The 21,922-nt window shown below is 62.4% G+C and carries 15 protein-coding genes; 13 read left to right on the forward strand and 2 right to left on the reverse strand.

The window, feature by feature from the left end:
• Window positions 1–171: 171 nt before the first annotated feature.
• Window positions 172–1,005, forward strand: coding sequence for a CbbQ/NirQ/NorQ/GpvN family protein (locus AB4136_RS05795; RefSeq protein WP_024925615.1), 834 nt, complete (start codon window positions 172–174; stop codon window positions 1,003–1,005).
• Window positions 1,006–1,024: 19 nt separating this feature from the next.
• Entirely contained in the window at window positions 1,025–3,232 is a 2,208-nt protein-coding gene (locus tag AB4136_RS05800; RefSeq protein ID WP_137901233.1) for a nitric oxide reductase activation protein NorD, read from the forward strand.
• A 2,030-nt stretch (window positions 3,233–5,262) separates the two neighbouring features.
• Here the strand turns inward: AB4136_RS05800 and AB4136_RS05805 are convergent.
• Window positions 5,263–6,393 carry an ROK family transcriptional regulator gene (locus AB4136_RS05805; RefSeq protein WP_024925613.1) on the reverse strand — a complete coding sequence of 377 codons (1,131 nt, stop codon included), beginning with the start codon at window positions 6,391–6,393 and terminating at the stop codon, window positions 5,263–5,265.
• A 163-nt stretch (window positions 6,394–6,556) separates the two neighbouring features.
• Here AB4136_RS05805 and AB4136_RS05810 point away from each other — a divergent pair, with 163 nt between their 5' ends.
• From AB4136_RS05810 to AB4136_RS05825, 4 genes are all read left to right on the forward strand, one after another.
• Window positions 6,557–7,528 (forward strand): ABC transporter permease, encoded by a 972-nt coding sequence (locus AB4136_RS05810; RefSeq protein ID WP_024925612.1) that lies wholly within the window; start codon window positions 6,557–6,559, stop codon window positions 7,526–7,528.
• A gap of 43 nt (window positions 7,529–7,571) precedes the next feature.
• Window positions 7,572–8,540, forward strand: a complete 969-nt coding sequence (locus AB4136_RS05815; RefSeq protein ID WP_024925611.1) for a sugar ABC transporter substrate-binding protein — start codon at window positions 7,572–7,574, stop codon at window positions 8,538–8,540.
• Between the two features lie 96 nt (window positions 8,541–8,636).
• Window positions 8,637–10,154 carry a sugar ABC transporter ATP-binding protein gene (locus AB4136_RS05820; protein WP_024925610.1) on the forward strand — a complete coding sequence of 506 codons (1,518 nt, stop codon included), beginning with the start codon at window positions 8,637–8,639 and terminating at the stop codon, window positions 10,152–10,154.
• Window positions 10,155–10,183: 29 nt separating this feature from the next.
• On the forward strand, window positions 10,184–11,323 hold the full coding sequence (locus AB4136_RS05825) for a hypothetical protein (protein ID WP_024925609.1): 1,140 nt from the start codon (window positions 10,184–10,186) through the stop codon (window positions 11,321–11,323).
• A 40-nt stretch (window positions 11,324–11,363) separates the two neighbouring features.
• On the opposite strand, the gene AB4136_RS05830 is transcribed toward AB4136_RS05825, so the two are convergent.
• Complete coding sequence (locus tag AB4136_RS05830; protein WP_024925608.1) at window positions 11,364–12,221, reverse strand: LysR substrate-binding domain-containing protein; 858 nt, start codon at window positions 12,219–12,221, stop codon at window positions 11,364–11,366.
• 99 nt (window positions 12,222–12,320) lie between these two features.
• On the opposite strand from AB4136_RS05830, the gene AB4136_RS05835 reads away from it, so the two are divergent.
• From AB4136_RS05835 to AB4136_RS05865, 7 genes are all read left to right on the forward strand, one after another.
• Window positions 12,321–13,985 carry a Na/Pi cotransporter family protein gene (locus AB4136_RS05835; RefSeq protein WP_024925607.1) on the forward strand — a complete coding sequence of 555 codons (1,665 nt, stop codon included), beginning with the start codon at window positions 12,321–12,323 and terminating at the stop codon, window positions 13,983–13,985.
• A 115-nt stretch (window positions 13,986–14,100) separates the two neighbouring features.
• Window positions 14,101–15,297, forward strand: a complete 1,197-nt coding sequence (locus AB4136_RS05840; RefSeq protein WP_024925606.1) for a 2-aminoethylphosphonate--pyruvate transaminase — start codon at window positions 14,101–14,103, stop codon at window positions 15,295–15,297.
• A gap of 27 nt (window positions 15,298–15,324) precedes the next feature.
• On the forward strand, window positions 15,325–16,587 hold the full coding sequence (gene phnA / locus AB4136_RS05845) for a phosphonoacetate hydrolase (protein ID WP_024925605.1): 1,263 nt from the start codon (window positions 15,325–15,327) through the stop codon (window positions 16,585–16,587).
• An 11-nt stretch (window positions 16,588–16,598) separates the two neighbouring features.
• Window positions 16,599–18,053 (forward strand): phosphonoacetaldehyde dehydrogenase, encoded by a 1,455-nt coding sequence (phnY, locus tag AB4136_RS05850; RefSeq protein WP_024925604.1) that lies wholly within the window; start codon window positions 16,599–16,601, stop codon window positions 18,051–18,053.
• A 58-nt stretch (window positions 18,054–18,111) separates the two neighbouring features.
• Complete coding sequence (gene pbfA, locus AB4136_RS05855; protein ID WP_137901871.1) at window positions 18,112–19,458, forward strand: (R)-1-hydroxy-2-aminoethylphosphonate ammonia-lyase; 1,347 nt, start codon at window positions 18,112–18,114, stop codon at window positions 19,456–19,458.
• 41 nt (window positions 19,459–19,499) lie between these two features.
• A complete protein-coding gene (locus AB4136_RS05860) occupies window positions 19,500–20,618 on the forward strand; it encodes a TIGR03364 family FAD-dependent oxidoreductase (protein ID WP_024925602.1) in 1,119 nt (372 codons plus the stop codon).
• Between the two features lie 260 nt (window positions 20,619–20,878).
• On the forward strand, window positions 20,879–21,901 hold the full coding sequence (locus AB4136_RS05865) for a putative 2-aminoethylphosphonate ABC transporter substrate-binding protein (RefSeq protein WP_024925601.1): 1,023 nt from the start codon (window positions 20,879–20,881) through the stop codon (window positions 21,899–21,901).
• The last annotated feature ends 21 nt before the right edge of the window (window positions 21,902–21,922 follow it).

A 21,922-nucleotide genomic window follows, 5' to 3' on the forward strand; every position in this document is an offset into this window, starting at 1 on the left:
TGATCCTTTCCGGAAATCGTTCCGATTTCGGGGTCATGCGCCAGGGGCTGCGGCACGTTTGGCCCAGGTTTTTACTCCGCCGGCACTTCACGGTGGCTTCGTCGCCGTTCATCCCGCTGCTCTTCAAAGGAAGGATGAGGGGAATTGACCGACATTGTATCGAGGTTGGAAATGCATAGTACAAGCGGCGCCAAATCGGCTCACAATCCCGCGCTCGACGATTTCAGGATCATCCAAGAACCGTATTACCGCTCCGTCGGGCATGAAGTCGCGCTGTTCGAGGCTGCTTATGGCGCGCGCATGCCGGTCATGCTCAAGGGGCCGACCGGCTGCGGCAAGACCCGTTTCGTCGAACACATGGCATGGCGGCTGAAGCGACCGCTGGTCACTGTTTCCTGCCATGAGGACATGACCGCTTCCGACCTTGTCGGGCGCTACCTGCTCGATGCCGACGGCACGGTCTGGCATGACGGACCGTTGACGCTCGCTGTCCGCTCCGGCGCGATCTGCTATCTCGACGAGATCGTCGAGGCCAGGCAGGACACCACAGTCGTCATCCATTCCCTGACCGACGACCGTCGCATCCTGCCGCTCGAAAAGAAGAACGAGGTACTGAAGGCGCATCCTGACTTCCAGCTCGTCATCTCCTACAACCCCGGCTACCAGAGTGTGCTGAAGGACCTGAAGGAATCAACCAAGCAGCGTTTCGCAGCGATCGCCTTCACCTATCCGGATGCCGCGATCGAGGCGGAGATCGTGGTCTCGGAAGCCGGCGTCAAACGACCCGTCGCGGAGACGCTGGTGCGGATCGCGCAGCGCTCGCGCAATCTTAAAGGCCATGGCCTGGAGGAGGGCGCCTCGACACGCATGTTGATCAACGCCGGTCATCTCGTAGCCGGCGGCATCACGCTCGACCAGGCCTGTGAGGTGGCGCTGGTGCTGCCGATCACCGACGATGCCGACATGCGCGACGCGCTCACCGCCGCGATCGCCGCCTGCCTCTGAAGCGATGATCGCCCAGTCGATGCAATCGGACGAGGCCATACGTTCCGCCTTTCCAGGTGATCTCTACGATGCCTGGGGCGATGTTTGCCGCCGCCTTGCCGGTGCCGGTTATGGCGATGTCGTTACCGACAGCTATCTCAATCACGCACCCGAACTGGCGCGATTGGCCTCGCCGCAGGCCGCGATTGCGCTTGCCGCGATCGTCTCAGGCCTGGCGATCAGGGCCGGCCGTCGCGCAGCCGCCTTGGCTCCGGTCGCCGCGATCACCGCCGCAAAGCACTACACAGATGCCGCCTCGCTGCAAGAATGGCTGCGGCTCGTCGAGCAGGTCGGCGATCAGGCGCCGGAATCGGCGGCGGCGCTGCTCGACCAGACCGCCAACCTAGTCGCGCGCCTTGACGCCCGAGCGCTGGCTTCCTGGGTCAGGATCGGGCTGCGCTCGAGCAATGGCGAGCCTGAACGACGCCTGCGCTTCTTCACGCTGGAAGACCCCAATGCGCGGCGCTGGCTGCTGCGCGAAAGTGGCGAGGTCGGGTTTCTCGATCTGGAATCGAGGCTGAAACCTTATCTTGCGGCCTTGTGGGGCGAGACGCCGCCGATGCGCGAGACGCCGGCCAACGCGCCGGAACAGGCGCGGCGTCGTCCGGGATTCGACGGCAGCGTCCTCAGGTTGCCCGCCGCCTATCCCGGATTTTCGGGCAGTGACGGCGAAAAGCTCTACCGCGCCGCCGTCGCCCATATCGGTGCTCATCTCAGATTCTCGCGCGAGCGCTTCCCGGTCGGCGGGTTGAAGCCGGCCCAGATCGCGCTGGTTTCGTTGATCGAGGACGCCAGGGTCGAGCAGTTGGCCACGCGCGAACTTCCCGGTCTTCGCCGCCTATTCACGCCTTTCCATGCGGCCGAACCATCCGGCACCGCCACCGCGCCCGGGCTGTTCGCGCGGCTGGCGCGGGCCCTTGCCGATCCGGCATATGACGATCCCGATCCCTGGGTGCAGAAAGGCCGCCGCGCCTTCTTCGAGGCCGAGGCCGATTGGGGTGGACAGCAGATCAGCCGCCGCATCGGCGACCTGCTCGGCAACGATCTCGGCCAGATGCGGGTACAGTTCGATCCGAAGAACTATGTCGTGCAGCCGCCCTATCGCGACGACAATCTCGGCCTCTGGGATTTCGGCGACGACGACCAGCAACAATCGTCGGAAGCCGAGCAGGTGCTGTCTTCGGCGCGTATTCGGGAAGAGCAGGACGACAGCCGCCCGCCCGATCGCACCGAAACGGAAATGGGCGACACTGGCGGGCGTGTCGAGGTGATCGAGCAGGCGCACGATGGTGTGCTCATTGCCCGTTATCCCGAATATGACTATGTCACCGGGCGCGAGCAGCCGGAGTGGACTTCGGTCAAGGAATACACGCCGAAAGCCGCAGCCAACGGCCCCGTCGCCCGGTTGCGCGAAGAGCATGCCGATCTCGTCGCGCGGGTGACGGCGCTGATCCGCTCCGCCCGTGTCAGCCGCGCAGAGCGCCTGCGCCGCCAGCCGGAAGGCGAATTCCTCGACATGGACGCCTGCATCGAGGCGACGGTCGCCCGCCGCATCGGCGAGGCTGCCGATCACCGAATACATGGCCGTTACGAGCGGCGCAGCCGTGACCTGTCGGTGCTACTTCTGCTCGACATTTCGCAGTCGACGGCCGAAAAGGTGCGCGGCTCAACGCGCTCGGTGCTGGATGTCGAGCGCCAGTCGGCAGCCTTGCTGGCACGGGCGATGGCGGGATTGGGCGATCCCTTCGCCATTGCCGCCTTCTGCTCCGACAAGCGCGACGACGTGCACTACTTCCGGATCAAGGATTTCAGCCGCGCCTACGACGATTTTGTCGATGCGCGGCTGGACGGTCTTGAAAGCGGGCTCTCCACCCGCATCGGTGCCGCCATGCGCCATGCCGGCGCCGACCTCGCCCGCCAACGCAGCTATCGCCGGCTGCTTCTGGTTGTCACCGACGGCGAGCCATCCGACCTCGATGTCGAGGACCGGCTTTACCTGGTCGAGGATGCCCGCAAGGCCGTCCATCACCTCAACCGCTTCGGCATCGATACGTTCTGTGTCGGGTTGGAGTCGAACGCGGAGTCCTATCTCGGCCGCATCTTCGGCCAGCGCAATGCGATCACCATCGCGGCGGTCGAGCGGCTCACCGATCTGTTGCCGAAACTCTATCTGACAATTGCAAGATAGGCTCGCATTCTCCGATGAGGCGGCAGGAATTCGCCGGCGCTGGTACGCGATTCCCAGTGTTGGTCCGGTAAACACTACAACGTTCCTAGCGGCGCCAGACGAATTCCTTGCGCTGAGCCCGGCGCTTCCGGTTGCACTCGATGTCGTCCGACTCACCTTTGTCGTGTTCAACAAGGTAGGGTGGGGTTTTGCGGCGTTTCTGCCCGCTTTCGTTTTGCTGAAAGCATGGGCGAGTGTCGTTCGTCTTGGTTGCCACATTTCAACTGCGCGTTTTACAGTGCGATCAACGCAACCAAGGTACGGGTGCTCGCTGCGGTTCACGAACACGCAGGGGAGCAGTGCGGCGCCATCGCATTGATTAGGAGGTCGCATCTGCCCCTGTAGGGGCAGTACAAAAACTGTTCCGCAGACACCCAGCTTTATCAACCAAAGATTACTACGGCTGATTTGATGGTGGTTTCGCCGCCCGGATATAAGCAGTTTCGTGATTGTCGTTGGGCCCTCAACTCCCGCACGCTGTATAGAATGCATGCGTCCAGATTGATGCCGCGCACCGCGCCACATTCTTTGTGGAAGATCAATTGCGTGCGATTCTGACAGTATCCATGACGGTAAAGGTTAATTCCGCGCTCTTTCAATCCCTTGATGATCGGCTACTTAACTCTCCAATTGATAATGGAGCGGGAATGACGGATAAAAACGGCGGCGTTAGCGTCCCTTCAGCGGCGATTTGTGCTGCTGCGCCGCTGCCATTTCGTCTGTTTCTGACTCTCGTTGAGCGGCATTGGCTTCCTTCTCAAAACTTGCACCTCCGATTTGTGAGTAGCCCCTGAGCAAAATAAAGCGGCTTCAAAGGGTCAGGGAAGTCCAGCGTAGAATAGCGTGCGCATAGGCGAGTCTGCTTTGCGCCCTCAAATTCAGTTATGGAAGACTACCATCTGCGTTCCCGAAGTGGATGCAACAAAAAAGCGCACCGCTCGGGCAACGGTTAGATGTGTTTATACCGGCCCCGAAAAATGCGTGGCTTTCATATTCCATACCGGCCGCCAACCTACATGCGCTTGGAGCACCTATCAGGCCTAGTCCGTCCATCGTCGAATGATTTGAGACGATTTGGACTTTTGAAGAGAGGCGTTTTCGGCGCAGTTTGCGGGTTGATTTAGAGCACGACTCGATCTGATGGAATCGGGATTCCTAGATCAGTGCTGAGGTGAGTCTAGTTATGTGTCGGAAGGAGGCCGGTAGATATGTCGAAAGCCTTATCGGTTGATCTGCGGGAACCTGTGCTGGCATGTGTTGCGGCGGCGCGACGCGCCGGGAAGCTGCGGTTGGTTCGGAGTAAGCGCAGCGAGCGTGAGCCATTGGCGAGCGCGTGAGCGTGAACAGAGTGAGGATCGTTCGAACGTGCTCGGCGGCGACCGTCGATCCGGCTGCATTGATGTTCATCGGCAGCGAGCATTGCGGTGCTTGGGACGGGGCGGACCGATCCATCTAGGAGGTAGGGCAGGTGCTTAAGGCACAGGGCCTGAAGTTCAGTTCCGGCACGCTACGACACTTCTTCGTGCTGTGCGATCCCCCAAAAAAGACCGCCCACGTGGCAGAGCAAAGTTGCCCGATATCATGAAGCGCGTCAGGATAGGTGCCTAGTCCGACGGCCAACTCGATCTCGATCTGGAACGACTTGTGCTCATCGATGAGACATGGGCCTAGAGCAACAGGGCATGTCGCTATCGCCACTGCCCCTCGGCAGTCGACATGTCGAACTGGTTGTCTTCGCGCGACGATTTTGGTGTGATGTGGTTCTTTGCGAGCGGCGCGTTGTTCGCGGACAATTGATGGCAACATCCTGGCTCGCTACTGGCGACGTACCCAGTGACTTGAGACGATGCCCACCATTTTGGTATAGCTCTGGAAGGCAGCCCGCCTTCAGCTTTGCCAATCGTCTCATGACGCCGGTGAGCATCCACGCAGTGTTGCGGTTGGTTCGTCGACGTGTCGCCGGTCTGAATGACGAGCTCTCCGTTCACAGCCTAGAACGGACTTGTCACGGCAATGATGGGCAGGGTCGAGGCGCCGTAGGAAGCGCTGCGCTCGCCAAGATCGCTGAGAAGCAGCCGCCTTTGCCGCCCCAGACGGACCGAGGGCCGCATTTCGCCGACGCGATCGAAAAGCCTTGCTAGCAGTTGTCTTGGCGCGGCTCCACCGAGCACGATCATTTCGGGATCGAGCAGATTCTCAACGGTGACGAGTGCCAGCGAGAGCGCGCGAGCAGCGCTAGCCAGCCAGGCCTCCTGCGCCGCCTCGGACGCTCCGTCTGGCTGCGTAGCCTGGAATTGCCGCAACGAGGAAAGCGACAGGTACTGCCCAAGGCATCCACTGTTGCCGCAATAGCAGCGCGGCCCGGTGGGGTCGACGATCAGATGACCGAACTCGCCCGCATTGCCGCTCTCGCCGCGATAGGGCTCGCCCTTCATCACAATGCCGCCGCCAACACCTTCGCCGACGAACACATAGAAGAAATGGTTGACCTCGCGCGCCACACCGTTGAGCCGCTCACCAAGCGCGGCGGCAGTGGCATCGTTCTCGAGGAAGACATCGACGCCAATACGCGTCGTCAGCGTTTCGACAAGTGAACGCGTCTGCAGCGCCGCTATGGCGCCGGGGGTCGGTATCCCCGGCCAGATTGCGTCGAATGGCCCCGGCGTGACAAGGCCAAGCCCAAGGCTGCGGCCCGCGCCGTATTTTTCGGCGAGACCTTCATAGAGCGCAGCGAGGAATTCCAGCAGTTCTTCCGGTTCCTCGCCTTGTATCTCACCCTGGCCGCTGGCAACCACCTCGCCTCCAAGGTCGGAAACGACGAAGTCGTAGCCGCGCGTGTCGACGCGCAGGCCAACCGCGTAGCCGCCTTCCCGGGCGATCTCGATCTCGATCGGCGGTTGACCGCGGGCGGATTTGCGTCGCCCGGCTTCCCGCACCAGCCCAGAGTCAAGCAGATCCTGGATGATGCCGGCGATGGCTGGCGGCGTGAGCCCGGTGGCGCGCGCCAACTCCGCTCGCGAAAGGCTTCCGCGCAAACGCAATTCATGCAGCATCAGCCGCCGATTGCGGCGGCGGACATCGGAAGCGTTGCTGGCCGGCAGGTTGGCTGGAGATTCAAGCACAAACCAACGCTAGCAGATTATATTAAATTAACAAACTTTATTTATTGACAGTGCCTGTTTTTGCCCCTTATCTTGCCCTCGGATCGCATGGCCGGCGGCAAATCCCGCCGCGACGATTGCGATGGAGGATGCGGCTGCCGCGTGCGAGCCGCGGAGGAGCCGCATGACCGAAGTCCCATCTCGCAAAAGCCCGGGTGGCTCGCATGCCGCGCTGTTGTCGCGCTATGCGCTGGTGATCATTTTCGTTCTTGTCGTCGTCGTCGCCGCGCTCGCGGTACCAAACTTCGCGACCTGGGCGAACATTGCCAACGTATTGCAGCGCAATTCCATCATCGGCATCGTCGCATGCGGCATGCTTTTGATGATCGTGCTTGGCGGTTTTGACCTTTCCGTCGGCGCGGTAGGCGCCATGGCCTCGGTCGTGGCCGCAGCCATGATCGTGCATGTTTCGGGGCCTCTCGGAATTGTCGCCGCGCTGGCGCTCGGCGCCGTTGTCGGCCTGTTCAATGGCTTCTGCATCGCCAAGATCGGCATCAATCCGTTCGTGGCGACCCTCGGGACACAGGTGCTGGTCACGGGCCTGCTCTTTATCGGCACGGCCGCTCAGCCGGTCTATGGCGTGCCGGAGGCCTTTACGGTACTCGGGCTCGGCCGCATCGGGCCGATCCCGATCCCGACCATTATCTTTGCGGCGATCGCCTGCCTGACTTGGGCGATCCTGCGCTTTACCACTTTCGGCCACCACATCTACGCGGTTGGCGGCAACAAGGTCGCGGCTCGGCTCGCCGGCATCAATGTCGACCGGGTGACACTCGCCACCTACGCGCTTGGCGGCCTGTTCGCGGCAATCGCTGGCGTGGTTCTGCTTGGGCAGACCGGTATCGGCCAGCCCGCAAGTGCTGCCGACTGGCCTCTCGCGGCAATCGCTGCCGTCGTGGTTGGCGGCGTACCGCTCAGCGGCGGCGTCGGCAATGTGGGCGGCGCCGTGCTTGGCACGCTGCTCCTTGGTGTCGTCGCCAACGCACTCAATCTGCTGGGCATTTCGCCCTACTGGCAACCAGCAGTCACCGGCGCCGTCATCCTCGTGGCGGTGGGTTTCGACAGTTATCAGCGCAAGCGCCGGGAATTGCGCTGAAACGACTCACGACGACAAACAACCTGTGAGCAAGGGGAACGACATGAAGAAACATTTTTCCCGCCGTACCGTTCTGAACGCTGCGGTCGCCATACTTGCCCTCGGATTCGCCATCGACGGTCAGTCCGCGATGGCCGCCGAGCGCAAGATCGGCATGATGATCTGGAACACTTCGGTTCCGTTCTATTCGAACCTCATCAAGGGCGCTCAGGATACCGCCAAGGACCTTGGCGTATCGCTGGACCTGCAGAGCGGCAATGGCGACCTGTCGACCGAAATCTCGGTCGTGCAGCAGTTCATCGCGCAGAAAGTCGATCTCATCCTGGTCACGCCGAGCAATGCCAAGGGCATCGTACCTGTCATCAAGCAGGCGAACGAGGCCGGCATTCCCGTCATTGCCGTCAACAACCGTGTCGATACGAGTTCCGGCGCCAAGATCGCAACCTTCGTCGGCGTGGACGACGTCGCTTTTGGACGTCAGCAAGGCGAGCTTTTGGCCAAGGCGATCGGAGGCAAGGGCAAGGTCGCCTATATCCTCGGCAAGCTCGGCACATCCTCGCAGATCGACCGCAAGGCCGGCCTGATGGAAACCTTGAAGAAATACCCCGACATTAAGATCGTCGAGGAACAGTCGGCCGACTGGGACAATGCCAAGGCATTGGCTGTCACCCAGGACTTCCTGAGCCGCTACCAGCCCGGTTCGCTGGAAGCGATCATCGACCAGGGGCCGGAAGGTGTAAATGGCGCCAGCTTCACCAGGCAGAGCGGACGCACCGACGTCAAGTTCATCCTGGGCGATTACCCGGCCGATGTGCGCGGCGCGATTCAGGCCGGCACGGTCTATGGCACCGTCAACCAGGATCCGGCGCCGCAGGGCGTAACCGGCGTGAAGGACGCGGTCAAACTGCTCGACGGAAAAACAGCCGAAGTGCCTTCCCCTGATCACTTCCTCGATCTGCCGATCGTGACCAAGGACAATGTGGAGCAGTTTCCTCCGGCCTGGGGCGGCTGATTCCGCGATCCAGCCGCACCTGCCTGCCTCCGCCGCGGCAGGCTCGCGCAAGTGCGATAGCGAGCCTGCCGCGATCAACAGCAAAGATGCGCAATCATGCTTCTTGAAATGACCGACATCCGCAAAAGCTTCGCGGGAAGCACCGTGCTTCATGGTGTGTCGTTCAAGCTTGCCAAGGGCGAGATCCATGCCCTTGTCGGCCATAATGGTGCGGGCAAGAGCACGCTGATGAAGGTGCTGGGCGGGCTTTACGCAGATCACGGTGGCACAATTGCCATTGCCGGCAAGACAGTCGCGCTGGCGACGCCGCGAGAGGCGCATGAACATGGCGTGGCCACCATCTACCAGGATTTCGCGCTGGTTCCCGATTTCACGGTCGCTGAGAACATAGCGCTGGGGCGCGAACCGCGCGGTGCTATGGCCGGCCTCGTCTCCCACGCGGCGTTGCGGGAGCGCTCGTTGCGCGAAGCGGCGGCCCTCGGCATCGAACTGCCCATGGATACGCCGGTGTGCAAGCTTGGCGTTGCCGCGCAACAACTGACCGAGATCGTGCGGGCATTGTCACAGAACGCCAGCATCCTCATCATGGACGAACCCACAGCCAGGCTCGCCCCCGCCGAGCGAGAGCATCTTTTCAGCCTGATGCGTCGCATGACCGCTGGCGGCATGGGTGTCATCTACATCAGCCATTTCCTCGACGAGGTAATCGAGGTCGCAGACCGTGTCACCGTACTTCGCGACGGTAGGGTCGTCGAAAGTGGCCCATCTTCCAGCTTCACGGTGGACAGCCTGGCGGCCCTGCTTGTCGGCGATGCAAAAGCCGCACCCCAACCGATTTCTTCCACATTGGGACAACGCGGAGCGGTGCGCCTCAAGCTAGAGAACTTCTCGGTCTCGGGGCGGCGGCCATTTTCCCTTGAGCTGCGCGCTGGCGAGATTGTTGGCCTCGCCGGCCTGATCGGATCGGGACGATCGCGCATAGCGCGCGCGCTGATCGGCGACGTCGAAAGCCACGGCATCATGAAGCTCGAGGGGCAGGCATTGCCCCGTCTCGATCCCGTCAGCGCGGGGCGACATGGCCTCGTTCTCGTACCGGAAGACCGCAACACGAACGGGCTGGTCCTGACCGGGTCGATACGCGCCAACATCGAACTTACGGCGCTCGCGCCGCTGATGTCGCGCCTGGGCGTGGTGCGCCGCGCAATGCGGCGGCAGGCTGTTGCCCAGGCGCTTCGGCGCTTCCATGTCAGGCCGGCGGAGCCGGAGCGAAATGTCGCAACGCTAAGCGGCGGCAACGCCCAGAAAGTACTATTGGCACGCGCGGCGACCGCCGAACCGCGAGTGCTCGTCCTCGACCAGCCGACGGCGGGTGTCGACGTGGGCGCCAAGGCCGAACTTCACCTCCAGATTCGATCGCTCGCGCAAGCTGGTGCAGCGGTGCTTTTGATCTCCGACGATCTGGACGAAATCCTCGCACTGTCCGATCTCGTTGCGATCGTGCAGGCCGGCACGGTGACCGAAATCGAGGATGGACGCGACCTCGATCGCGCGCGGCTGCTCGCGGCGATGAGCAGAAGCGCCGAGGCGTCCTCGCGGGCCACGACGGTCCACTAACTCCTCCTTCCTTGGCATAGGACGATACGATGATGGACCTGAGCGTCGGGGTGAAAATCTATGACAACGACTGGTTCCTGAAGCATGGGATGGAAATCGAGGCGGCCGCCGATCTGTTGCGGTCGATGGGCATTACCTATGTGATCACCCAAAGCCGCTATCTGCCGATGCAGGACACGGCTGTTGAAAGTGCCGTTCGCGGCCATGACCGAGCGCGCTACGCCGCGCAGGACGACCTGGCGTTTCGCAATGCGCTGAAGGACCGGGGCATCTCCTATTTCGGCTGCCTCAACATCTGTTTCGACCCCGCCTACACCCGCCGGAACCCGGATCTTTTGCCCATCGATCAGCATGGCAACCGGGCTGTCCAGGAGGACTGGTATGTCGGGATGGCGCCGGATCGCGAGGAGAACCTGGCTCACAAGATCGGCCTGCTCGAGACGGCCGTCCGCGAATTGCAGCCTGAGGGCATCCATCTCGGCTTCATCCGCTGGCCCGGCTTCTGGGAGACCTGGCTGCCGGACATGCAGCGCGCTTCCAAGCCTGATTACAGCTATGCGCCCGATACGCTGCGGCGTTTTCGCGACGAAACCGGCGCCGACATCCCGGTCGATCAGCCAATACAGGCAGCCCAGAGGATCGCTAGCCACTATCGCGAGGCCTGGCGCGACTGGAAGTGCGGCGTTACGGTTTCCGCCATTGGCGGCATACGCAGCGCCGTGCGCGCCATCAAACCCGACACCGAGATTGCCATCAATACGTTGCCGTTCTTTCGCACCGACTTCGACGATGCCGTGACCGAAGTGTTCGGCCAAGATGTCAGCCGTCTCGATGCCGTCGTCGATGTCTTCGAGGTGATGGCCTACCACCAGATTCTACGCCGCGACAGCGCCTGGCCGGCGAGGATAGCCTCGGACATCAAGCAGCGCGGCAAGGCGCGCGCGATCTGCACCTTGCAGGCAAAGGCCATCTATCTCGACGGCATACACGCAGGCCATGGCCGGGCCGATGACATCAGCGCCGAGGAGTTTTCGGATGCGGTCGGACGACTGGAGGCGAGCCCGGTCGACGGTGTTTGCGTCTTCACCCTGTCGCAGTTGATCGAGCGTAGCGAGACAGCCGACGGGAAGGCGATGATCGCGCGCCTGCGAAACTTCCGGCAGGCATAATTATCAGGCTTTGATGCTGGACTGATTTGAACTAGCTGGGCTATGCCATGGCCAGATCCCAGAATGCCTTGACCAGCTTGCCGCTGGCGCGTTCGCGCAGGCATATCAATGCCTCGTCCATCAGCACTTCCGGGGCGTCGATCTGGATCGGCTTCAATCTCCCGTCATAACCGAACTCGGCCCGGGTCACGAAGCCGACACCGGCACCCGACGCCACGATCTCGCGTATGGCTTCGCGTCCTTCGGCCTCGATCGCGGGCTTCAAATCCACGCGCATTTCGGCAGCAAGCGCCTCCAGCTTGAAGCGGGTTTTGGATCCGCGTTCGCGCAGGACGAGGGGGTGCGCGACAATGTCGGCAAGCGCCAGCTTCTTCGCGCTTGCCAGCGGGTGATTGTGGGCAACAAAGGCGATGATCGGGGACGAGTTGAGTTTCAGGATCTGGAAATCGGAACTTTCCGGGATTTCCCCAAGCACGCCCATATCGGCTTCATAGGCATATAGCCCGGCGATCACGGTTTCCGTGTTGCCTGCGCGCAGCGATACCTGCACACCCGGATATTTCGCCCGAAAGGCTGCCAGCACGTGCAGCAGATGGTGCGCGGCATCCGCGATGATCCGCAGTGTGCCGGCCCGCAACGCGCGCGATTCCGAAAGCAGATCGTTGGCCTGTTGCTCGCTGTCGAACATGCGGTGGGTGATCTCGAGCAGCCGCTCGCCTTGGGCGGTCAGCGTCACCTGCTTCTTGTGACGGTTGAAGAGCAGTACGTCATATTCTTCCTCCAGCTTGCGCACCTGGTCCGAAATCGCCGGCTGGGTCAGGAACAGGCTCTCGGCGGCGCGCGAGAAACCGCCGCAGATGGCGACATAGTGAAAAGCTCGCAATTGCACGTATCGCATCGCATCATTCCATAAGAATGGCCAATGAAATCATAGAAACTAACGAATTGACTTATGTAAAGGCCCGGCCGATCTTTTTTGAGCCACGGGATGCCGGCCATGCATTTTTCCCTTCTTTTGCTTCATCTCGCGGGAGCGACGCTGCTTTTGCTCTATGCCGTGCACTTGGTACGTACCGGCATGGAGCGCGCTTATGCCGGGCTGCTGCGCCGGCTGTTCGGCGAGGCCAAAGGGGGCACGATCCGCGCTGTTGCCGGCGGTGCCGCGATGGCGGTGACATTGCAGAACTCAACGGCGGTGGCGATGATCGCTTGCGGCTTCGTCGCCAGCGGTTTGCTCGCCGTACCGGTCGGCCTGGCGCTGCTGCTCGGTGCCGATTTCGGTTCGGCGCTCGTCGTGCGCATCCTGTCGTTCGATCTCGGCTGGCTGGTCCCGGTCTGCTTGGCTGCCGGCGGCGTCATGCATCTCAAACTGTCCGGTGAGAGGCTGCGTGAAACCGGGCGCATGGTGCTGGGCATCGGCTTCATCCTTTTGTCGCTGAGGTTCATCGGCGAGGCGACGGGCCCGCTGCGTCACGCCGAACTTTTGCCGGTGATCTCCGGTTATCTGGCCAGCGACGCCATGATGGCCGTTCTGCTCGGCGCGCTGTTCACCTGGCTGATCCATTCAAGCGTCGCGGCGATCCTGATGATCTCGGCTTTTGCCGCGCAAGGCGTCATCCCGTTGGAAGCGGGCGTGCCGCTGATCCTGGGAGCCAATATGGGCAGCGGGCTGATCGCCTTCTGGCTGTCGCGCAGCATGGACAAGGCAACGCAGCGCCTGCCGCTCGGCAATCTCTTGTTTCGTGTGACGGCGGCCGGGATCGCGCTGGTGGCGGTCGAAACCGCCGGCATGCCCACCATCATGCGCGGGCTGGATCCGGTGACTGCCCTGGTCGATTTCCACCTGGCCTTCAATGCGGCCCTTGCTCTGGTTTGCCTGCCATTCGTCGATCCTGTGGCTCGGCTGGTCACGCGCATGACGCAAGAGCCTGCGGGCGAGGGGGATGCGGATATCACCCGCCAGCGGCTGAGTGCGCTTGACCGATCGGTCATCAAGACGCCGACGCTGGCATTGGCCAGCGCTACACGTGAACTCCTGCGCATGGGTGAACTCGTCGAACGGATGTTTCGGCCGGTCATGGATATGTTCCGCTCTGGAACGGTTGAACAGATTGCCAGGCTGCGCGGCATCGACGACGAGATCAACGACGCGCACACCGGCATCAAGCTGTATGTTGCAGAGGTCAATCGCGGCAAGCTGACGGCCAACGAGGCGCGCCGCGGCATGGAATTGACCGACGTTGCCATCAATCTCGAATATGCCGGCGACATCGTCGCCAAGAACCTGCTCGTGCTCGCATCCGAGCGTGCGCAAAAGGAACTTCAATTCTCCACCGAAGGCTGGCGCGAACTCGATGAGCTGCATGCCCGGGTTGTCGAGAACATGCAGCTTGCGTTGAATGTACTCATCTCCAACGACGTCGCCTCGGCGCGCCAATTGGTCGCCGAAAAGGAACGTATCCGCGCCATGCAGCGCGAGAGCCATGAACGGCATCTGCGCCGGCTGCAGTCCGGAAAGATCGAGAGCATCGAAACCAGCGATATCCACCTGGAAGTCGTGCGCGCCTTCAAGGAGATCAACTCGCTGCTCGTTGCGACAGCCTATCCATTGCTGACGCAGACGGGCGACCTGCTCGGCAGTCGCCTCGCGCGCGTCGCCTAGTAATCATAAGTGCATGTTATGGTCGGATACAAAATAACGATTTTTCAGATATCTCTTTCTCTGCAACAATCCCGACATCGAAACGCCAGAACCTAAGTGCAGTGGAGGACAGTCGATGCGATCCGAGTTTTCGCCTGTAGAGGGTTTCGATCCGCCGGCTTTGGGTGAGCCTTATCTGCTGACGCCGGGACCGCTGACGACAGCTTACACCGTCAAGCAGGCGATGTTGCGGGACTGGGGTTCGTGGGATGGCGATTTCCGTTCCATGACCGCGGATTTGCGCCGGCGCCTTCTGGCGCTGATCGGCGACGCCAAGGGCGAGTATGATTGCGTGCCTATCCAGGGCTCCGGTTCCTTCTGCGTGGAAGCGATGCTCGGCTCCTTCGTGCCGAAGGACGGCAAGGTGCTGGTGCTTGCCAATGGCGCCTACGGCCTGCGCGCCGCCCAGACTATGCAATATCTCGGCCGCGCCTTCACGCTGATCGACAAGGGCGATTATCTGCCGCCGCGCGGCGACGAAGTGGGCGCGGCGCTCGATGCCGATCCCGCCATCACCCACGTCATCGCCATTCACTGCGAGACGAGTTCGGGCATCCTCAACCCGGTCGCCGAGATTTCGGAAGCCGCCTACGCCAGGGGCCGCAAGCTGCTGGTCGATTCCATGAGCGCTTTCGGCGCCATTCCGCTGGAGGTCGGCAAGATCCGCTACGAGGCGATGGTCTCCTCGGCGAACAAATGCATCGAGGGGGTGCCGGGCTTCGGCTTCGTCATCGCCAAGAAGAACGAGTTGGAAAAGGCCAAGGGCAACAGCCATTCGCTGTCGCTGGACATTCATGCGCAATGGGCTGCGATGGAAAAGACCGGCCAGTGGCGGTTCACGCCGCCGACGCATGTGGTTGCCGCCTTTCTCGAGGCCTTGCGCATGCATGAGGCGGAAGGCGGCGTGGCCGCGCGCGGCGCGCGTTACATGAAGAACCGCAATGTCATGGTCGAAGGCATGCGCAAGCTCGGCTTCGAGACCTTGCTGTCCGATCGCTGGCTTTCGCCGATCATCGTCACCTTTTTCTGCCCGTCCGACAGCAATTTCGTCTTCGAGCGTTTCTACGAGCTGATGAAGGACAAGGGCTTCATCATCTATCCCGGCAAGCTGACGGTGATCGATTCCTTCCGGGTCGGCTGCATCGGCCGGATGGATGAACACGTCATGCACCGTGTCGTCGAGGCGGCCCGTCAGTCGCTGGCCGAAATGGGTGTGGCGAGTGCTGCACCACCCCAGGCCGCCTTAGCCCAACGCGCCAAACTCGCCGCCTGAACCCGACAAGAAACAAGGAAAATCCCGATGAACCAGATGTCCCCGGTGGCTGTGTCCGCCAATGGACGCGACTATGCATGGCCGCGGGTGCCGGCCATCGCGATCTGCCTGGATGGCTGTGAACCCGCCTATCTCGACGAGGCGATCGAGGCCGGGCTGATGCCGGCGCTGGAGCGGATCAAGCAGAGAGGCACCGTGCGCACCGCGCATTCGGTGATCCCGAGCTTCACCAACCCCAACAATCTTTCCATCGCCACCGGCCGTCCGCCAGCCGTGCACGGCATCTGCGGCAACTACCTCTACAACCCCGAAACGGGCGAGGAGGTGATGATGAACGATCCCAAATTCTTGCGCGCGCCGACCGTCTTCAAGGCGTTCTACGACGCTGGCGCCAAGGTGGCGGTGGTGACGGCCAAGGACAAGCTGCGCGCGCTGCTCGGTCATGGCCTGGCCTATGACGACAACCGCGCGGTCTGCTTCTCCTCCGAAAAGGCCAACACCACGACCAAGGCCGGCAATGGCATCGACAACGCTTCCGCCTGGCTCGGCCGCCCGGTGCCGGAAGTCTATTCCGCGGAATTGTCCGAATTCGTCTTCGCGGCAGGCGTGAAGCTGCTCAAGGAATTTCGGCCAGACGTCATGTACCTGACCACCACCGACTATGTGCAGCATAAATATGCGCCCGGCGTGAAGCAGGCGAACGCCTTTTACGCGATGTTCGACCGGTATTTGGCAGAACTCGACGCGCTCGGGACGGCGATCGTGGTGACCGCAGACCACGGCATGAAGCCCAAGCACAAGGCCGATGGCTCACCCGACGTCGTCTACGCCCAGGACCTGCTCGACGAGTGGCTGGGCAAGGATGCGGCCCGCGTCATCCTACCGATCACCGATCCCTATGTCGTGCATCATGGCGCACTGGGTTCCTTTGCCACCGCCTATCTGCCGAAGAGCGCCGACCGCGCCGACATCATGGCCAAGCTTGCCAAGGTGGAGGGTATCACGCTGGTGCTCGGCCGGGAGGAAGGCTGCGCCCGCTTCGAACTGCCCGAGGACCGCATGGGCGACATCATCTTCGTCTCCGGCGAGAACAAGACGATCGGCACAAGCGAACACCGCCACGATCTGGCAGCGCTCGACGAACCTCTGCGTTCGCATGGCGGCCTCACCGAGCAGGCCGTGCCCTTCATCACCAACCGGGTGCTGACCGGCCAGCCCGATGCGCCGGCGCTGCGCAATTTCGATGCCTTCTATTACGCGGTGATGGCGGCCGCGCAGCCGGCGCAGTGAGGACGATTGCCATGACCAAGGCTGAGACGTCGATCAAGGTCCGGCACGAGCCGATGCGGATCGCCGGCAGGAAGGTCGATGCCGACGATGTCATCGAGGTGCGCTACCCTTGGAATGACACGGTGGCCGGCACGGTGCCGGCCGGCGGCGCGGCCCATGCCAGGGAGGCCTTCGAGATCGCTGCAGGCTACACCTCGAAGCTGACGCGATACGAGCGCCAGAAGATTCTGTTGAAGACCGCCGAACTGCTGAATGCCCGCAAGGAAGAGATATCCGATCTGGTCACGCTGGAACTCGGCATCTCCAAGCAGGATTCACTCTACGAGGTCGGCCGCGCCCATGATGTCTTCACCCTGGCCGGCCAGATGGCGATCCAGGATGACGGCCAGATATTTTCCTGCGATCTCACTCCCCACGGCAAGCAGCGCAAGATCTTCACGCTGCGCGAGCCGTTGAAGGCGATCTCGGCGATCACGCCGTTCAACCATCCGCTCAACATGGTGGCGCACAAGGTCGCCCCGGCGGTCGCCACCAACAACTGCGTCGTCGTCAAGCCGACCGAACTCACCCCGATAACCGCGCTGGTGCTGGCCGACATCCTCTATGAGGCGGGTCTGCCGCCGCAGATGCTCTCGATCGTCACGGGCTGGCCGAAGGACATCGGCGACGAGATGATCACCAATCCCAATATCGACCTGATCACCTTCACCGGCGGCGTGCCGGTCGGCAAGATGATCGCCTTGAAGGCGGGTTACAGGCGCCAGGTTCTGGAGCTTGGCGGCAACGACCCGCTGATCATCCTCAACGATCTCTCCGACGACGATCTCGCCAAGGCAGCTGACCTTGCCGTGGCCGGCGCCACCAGGAATTCCGGCCAGCGCTGCACGGCGGTGAAGCGCATCCTGGTGCAGGAAAAAGTGGCCGACCGTTTCGTGCCGCTTGTCTTGGAACGCGCCAGAAAGATCGTGTTCGGCGACCCGATGAACCTTGCCACGCAACTCGGCACAGTCGTGCACGAGAAGGCCGCGGCACTTTTCGAACGCCGTGTCCACATGGCGGCCGAGCAGGGCGCCGAGGTGCTCTACAATCCGGGCCGCAAGGGCGCGCTGTTGCCGCCGATCGTCGTCGACCGCGTGCCGCATTCGTCCGAGCTGGTGATGGAAGAAACCTTCGGGCCAATCATCCCCATCATCCGCGCGCCGGATGACGACGATGCCCTCATCGCGCTTTCCAACTCGACGGCGTTCGGGCTCTCGTCGGGCGTGTGCACCAACGATTTCCGCCGCATGCAGAAATACATTTCCGGCCTGCAGGTCGGCACCGTCAACATCTGGGAAGTGCCCGGCTACCGCATCGAGATGAGCCCGTTCGGCGGCATCAAGGATTCGGGCAACGGTTACAAGGAAGGCGTCATCGAGGCCATGAAATCCTACACCAACGTCAAGACCTTCTCGCTGCCCTGGTAGGTCGGGGCAGGGGTGGCAGGGCGCGCCTGCCACCGCTCGGGATTCAGGAAAGGTTGCCATGACGATCGTGCACACCGAAGGGGAGTCCAACAAGGCGCCCGCCCGCAGGGACTGGGACGCGCGCCAGGATCACGCGCCGTCGCGTGCGTTGTTGGAGCGCGACGCCGACGCCTTTCTGCATCAGTCACTGTCCAGCCCATGCGTGTCGACGATCGCCAGGGCCGAAGGCATATGGATCGAGGACTTGGCCGGCCGGCGTTTCATGGATTTCCATGGCAACAGCGTCCACCATATCGGCTATGCGCATCCGCGCCTGATCGCAGCCATCAAGCGGCAACTGGATGAGTTGTCCTTCGCGCCGCGCCGTTTCGCCAACGAGTCAGCTGTGGAGCTCGCCGAAAAACTTGGCGCACTTGCGGGCGCGGATCTGTCGAAGGTGCTGTTCACCACCGGCGGCTCCGACGCCATCGAGGTCGCCCTGAAGATCGCCCGCGCCGCCACCGGACGCTTCAAGACTTTATCCTTCTGGGATGCCTTCCACGGTGCTGGTTTCGGCGCGATCTCGGTCGGCGGCGAGGCGACGTTCCGTTCCCAGATCGCCGGGCCGTTGATGACGGGTGCCGAGCATGTCGCGCCGTGGGCAAGCCGCAACTGCGCCTACGGCCACGACAGCCTCGAGGCCTCGGCCCAGGCCTGCGCCAACATGATCTCTTATGTGCTCGGCCGCGAGGGCGACTTCGCCGCCGTCATCGCCGAGCCGATGCGTGCGACGCCACTGGTGCCGGCGCCCGGTTTCTGGAAAGCGGTGCGCGAAGCCTGCAACCGGCACGGTACATTGCTGATCTTCGACGAAATTCCGACGGGGCTCGGCAAGACCGGCAAAATCTTCTCGCATCAGCACGATGGGGTCGCGCCCGATATATTGGTGCTGGGCAAGGCATTGGGCGGCGGCGTGTTGCCCATCGCCGCGGTGGTCGCCAGACGTGCGCTCGATGTGGCGGGCGATTTTGCAATCGGCCACTACACCCATGAAAAGAACCCGGTGACGGCGCGCGCCGCTCTCACCACAATCGCCATCATCGAGGAAGAGGGACTGGCCGAACGCGCCGCCGAACTCGGCGCCTACGCCATGGCCTGGCTCGGCGAATTGATCGAGCGCTCGCCACATGTCGGCGAAGTGCGCGGCCGGGGTCTGATGATGGGTGTCGAACTGGTCGAGGAACGCGGCAGCTACAAGCCGGCGCGCGAACTGGCGGAGCGCGTCTATTACCGCTGCCTGGAAGAAGGCCTGAGTTTCAAGATCAGCGCCGGCAATGTGCTGACGCTGTCGCCGCCACTGGTCATCGGCCGCCCGGATCTCGAGCGGGCGCTCGCCATCGTCGAGCGCGCCATAATGGCCGGCTAGGCGGACACCCACAACAACAAGCAGGAACATGGGAGGCGATTTTGGCGCAGTTTGACTTGGCGGTGGTTGGGGCGGGGATCGTAGGCCTCGCCCATGCGCTTGCCGCGGCACGGCGTGGCCTCAGTGTGGTGGTCATCGACAGGGATGCCCAAGCCAACGGCGCCTCGATCCGCAACTTCGGGCTGGTTGTGGTCAGCGGGCAGGAGCCCGGCATTTCACGCGCGCGCGCTGAACGAACTCGTGCCATCTGGCTCGATCTTGCCGGCGAGGCCGGCCTCGACGTCCTGCATCGCGGCAAGCTGGTCGTCGCCCGCCGGGCCGAGGCGCTTTCCGTGCTGGAGGCCTTCGCGGCAACAGCGGACGGTGCCGAATGCGAGCTTCTGACGCCGGCGGACGTCATCGCCCGGCTGCCTGCCTTGCGTGGCGCGGAGATCGCCGGCGGCCTTTACAGCCCGCATGAATTGCGCGTGGAGTCGCGCGATGTGTTGCCAAAACTGACCGCGTTCCTGGCCGGGCAACTCGGTGTCGAATTCCGCTTCGGCGTAGCCGTGACCGCGATCGAGCCCGGCGCGGTGGTGACAAGTGCCGGACTTGTTCACGCTGCCAGGGTGGTGGTGTGTCCCGGTGACGATCTGATCAGCCTCTATCCGGAGCGCATCGGGCAATATGGCGTGCGCCGCTGCAAGCTGCAGATGCTGCGCCTGGCCAATCCCGGCTTCCAGCTCGGCGCGGCTCTGGTCTCCGATCTCAGCCTGTTGCGTTATGAAGGCTATGCGGCGCTGCCGGAGGCGGCAGCCCTCCGGCGCCGGCTGGAAAACGAGCAGGCCGGGGAGCTCGCCAACGGCGTCCATCTGATCGTCACCCAGAGCGCCGATGGCTCGCTGGTCATCGGCGATTCCCATCACTATGGCGCCACGCCCGACCCCTTCGGGTCGGAAGAGGTCGACCGGTTGATCCTCCGCGAATTCGCCAGGCTGCTTCCGCAGGTGCAGCCGGCGGTGACCGCACGCTGGACCGGAACCTACTCTTCCGCCAGCCACGCGGCGTTTCGCGATGCGCCGCATGAGGATGTCAGGCTGGTGATGGTTACCAGCGGCACCGGCGCCAGTACGGGCTTTGCCCTTGGCGAGGAGACCGTCGCCGAGCTCTTCGGCTTCTGATCGATTTTCAAGCGGTCTTTGAGCCGAAAAAAGCAGGAACGGCAGCCGGTTTCGACGTGCTCACGGCCGTCCATGACAACCCTGTGACAAACATCAGTCCAGCCTATTGTTTCATAGAATAAATAGATTTCACTTATCGTAATCCCTTCATCTAGAGTGGCTCATGGACGTCGTGTGCCGGCATTCTCTGGGCCGGCACAGCCGCAGGATCGGCGTCCCAATGCATCGAAGAATGTGCCACCAGACGGGGAATCCAAGCCATGAAATCTCGTATTGCATCCGTGCTTGCAGCGCTTGCTGCGACCTTTGCCGCCTCGACGGCGATCGCCGAAACCAATCTGACGGTCTATACCGCGATCGAGGCCGTCGACCTCGATCGCTACAAGGCGACTTTCGAAAAGGCCTATCCGGACATCAAGATCAATTGGGTGCGTGACTCCACCGGCGTCATGACCGCCAAGCTGCTTGCCGAGAAGGACAATCCGCAGGCCGACGTCGTCTGGGGGCTGGCGGCAACGTCGCTGCTGTTGCTGAAAAGCGAAGGCATGCTGGAAGCCTATGCGCCTGCCGGCGTCGACAAACTCGACAAGCGCTTCGTCGACAACAGCAATCCACCGTCGTGGACAGGCATGGACGCCTATGTCGCCGCCATCTGCTTCAACACCCTCGAGGCGAAGAAGCTCGGCATTGCCGCGCCGAAAAGCTGGAAGGATCTGACCAAGCCCGAATACAAGGGCCATGTCGTGATGCCGAACCCGAATTCCTCGGGCACCGGTTTCCTCGACGTCTCGGCCTGGCTGCAGATGTTCGGCGAGAAGGACGCCTGGGCCTTCATGGACGGCCTGCACCAGAACATTTCCGCTTACACGCATTCAGGGTCCAAGCCGTGCAAGATGGCCGGCGCCGGCGAGACAGCTATCGGCGTTTCGTTTGAGTTCCCGGGCGCGAAGGCCAAATCCGCGGGCGCGCCGCTCGACATCATCTTCCCGGAAGAAGGTTCAGGCTGGGAGGCTGAAGCCACTGCCATCGTCGCGGGCACTGCCAAGCTCGACGCGGCCAAGAAACTGGTCGACTTCTCGGTCTCGAAAGAGGCCAATGAGATGTACAACGAAGGTTATGCCGTTCTCGCCTATCCCGGCATCGCCAAGCCGGTGGAGCATCTGCCCGCCAATGTCGCCGACCACATGATCAAGAACGACTTCGAGTGGGCGGCGAACAACCGCAAGGCGATCCTGGCGGAATGGGCAAAACGCTACGACGCGAAGTCCGAGCCGAAAAGCTGAGCAATCCCAGCCGGGCGCCGT

Source organism: Mesorhizobium sp. 2RAF21, from assembly GCF_052115345.1.
GTDB classification, from domain to species: domain Bacteria; phylum Pseudomonadota; class Alphaproteobacteria; order Rhizobiales; family Rhizobiaceae; genus Mesorhizobium; species Mesorhizobium terrae.

Bases quoted from the DNA above. Each gene is read 5' to 3' on its own strand.
- AB4136_RS05865 (WP_024925601.1), top strand. From the start codon at position 20,879: ATGAAATCTCGTATTGCATCCGTGCTTGCAGCGCTTGCTGCGACCTTT.
- AB4136_RS05800 (WP_137901233.1), top strand. From the start codon at position 1,025: ATGCAATCGGACGAGGCCATACGTTCCGCCTTTCCAGGTGATCTCTAC.
- AB4136_RS05840 (WP_024925606.1), top strand. From the start codon at position 14,101: ATGCGATCCGAGTTTTCGCCTGTAGAGGGTTTCGATCCGCCGGCTTTG.
- phnA (WP_024925605.1), top strand. From the start codon at position 15,325: ATGAACCAGATGTCCCCGGTGGCTGTGTCCGCCAATGGACGCGACTAT.
- AB4136_RS05795 (WP_024925615.1), top strand. From the start codon at position 172: ATGCATAGTACAAGCGGCGCCAAATCGGCTCACAATCCCGCGCTCGAC.
- AB4136_RS05825 (WP_024925609.1), top strand. From the start codon at position 10,184: ATGATGGACCTGAGCGTCGGGGTGAAAATCTATGACAACGACTGGTTC.
- AB4136_RS05820 (WP_024925610.1), top strand. From the start codon at position 8,637: ATGCTTCTTGAAATGACCGACATCCGCAAAAGCTTCGCGGGAAGCACC.
- AB4136_RS05835 (WP_024925607.1), top strand. From the start codon at position 12,321: ATGCATTTTTCCCTTCTTTTGCTTCATCTCGCGGGAGCGACGCTGCTT.
- AB4136_RS05815 (WP_024925611.1), top strand. From the start codon at position 7,572: ATGAAGAAACATTTTTCCCGCCGTACCGTTCTGAACGCTGCGGTCGCC.
- phnY (WP_024925604.1), top strand. From the start codon at position 16,599: ATGACCAAGGCTGAGACGTCGATCAAGGTCCGGCACGAGCCGATGCGG.
- AB4136_RS05830 (WP_024925608.1), bottom strand. From the start codon at position 12,221: ATGCGATACGTGCAATTGCGAGCTTTTCACTATGTCGCCATCTGCGGC.
- AB4136_RS05810 (WP_024925612.1), top strand. From the start codon at position 6,557: ATGACCGAAGTCCCATCTCGCAAAAGCCCGGGTGGCTCGCATGCCGCG.
- pbfA (WP_137901871.1), top strand. From the start codon at position 18,112: ATGACGATCGTGCACACCGAAGGGGAGTCCAACAAGGCGCCCGCCCGC.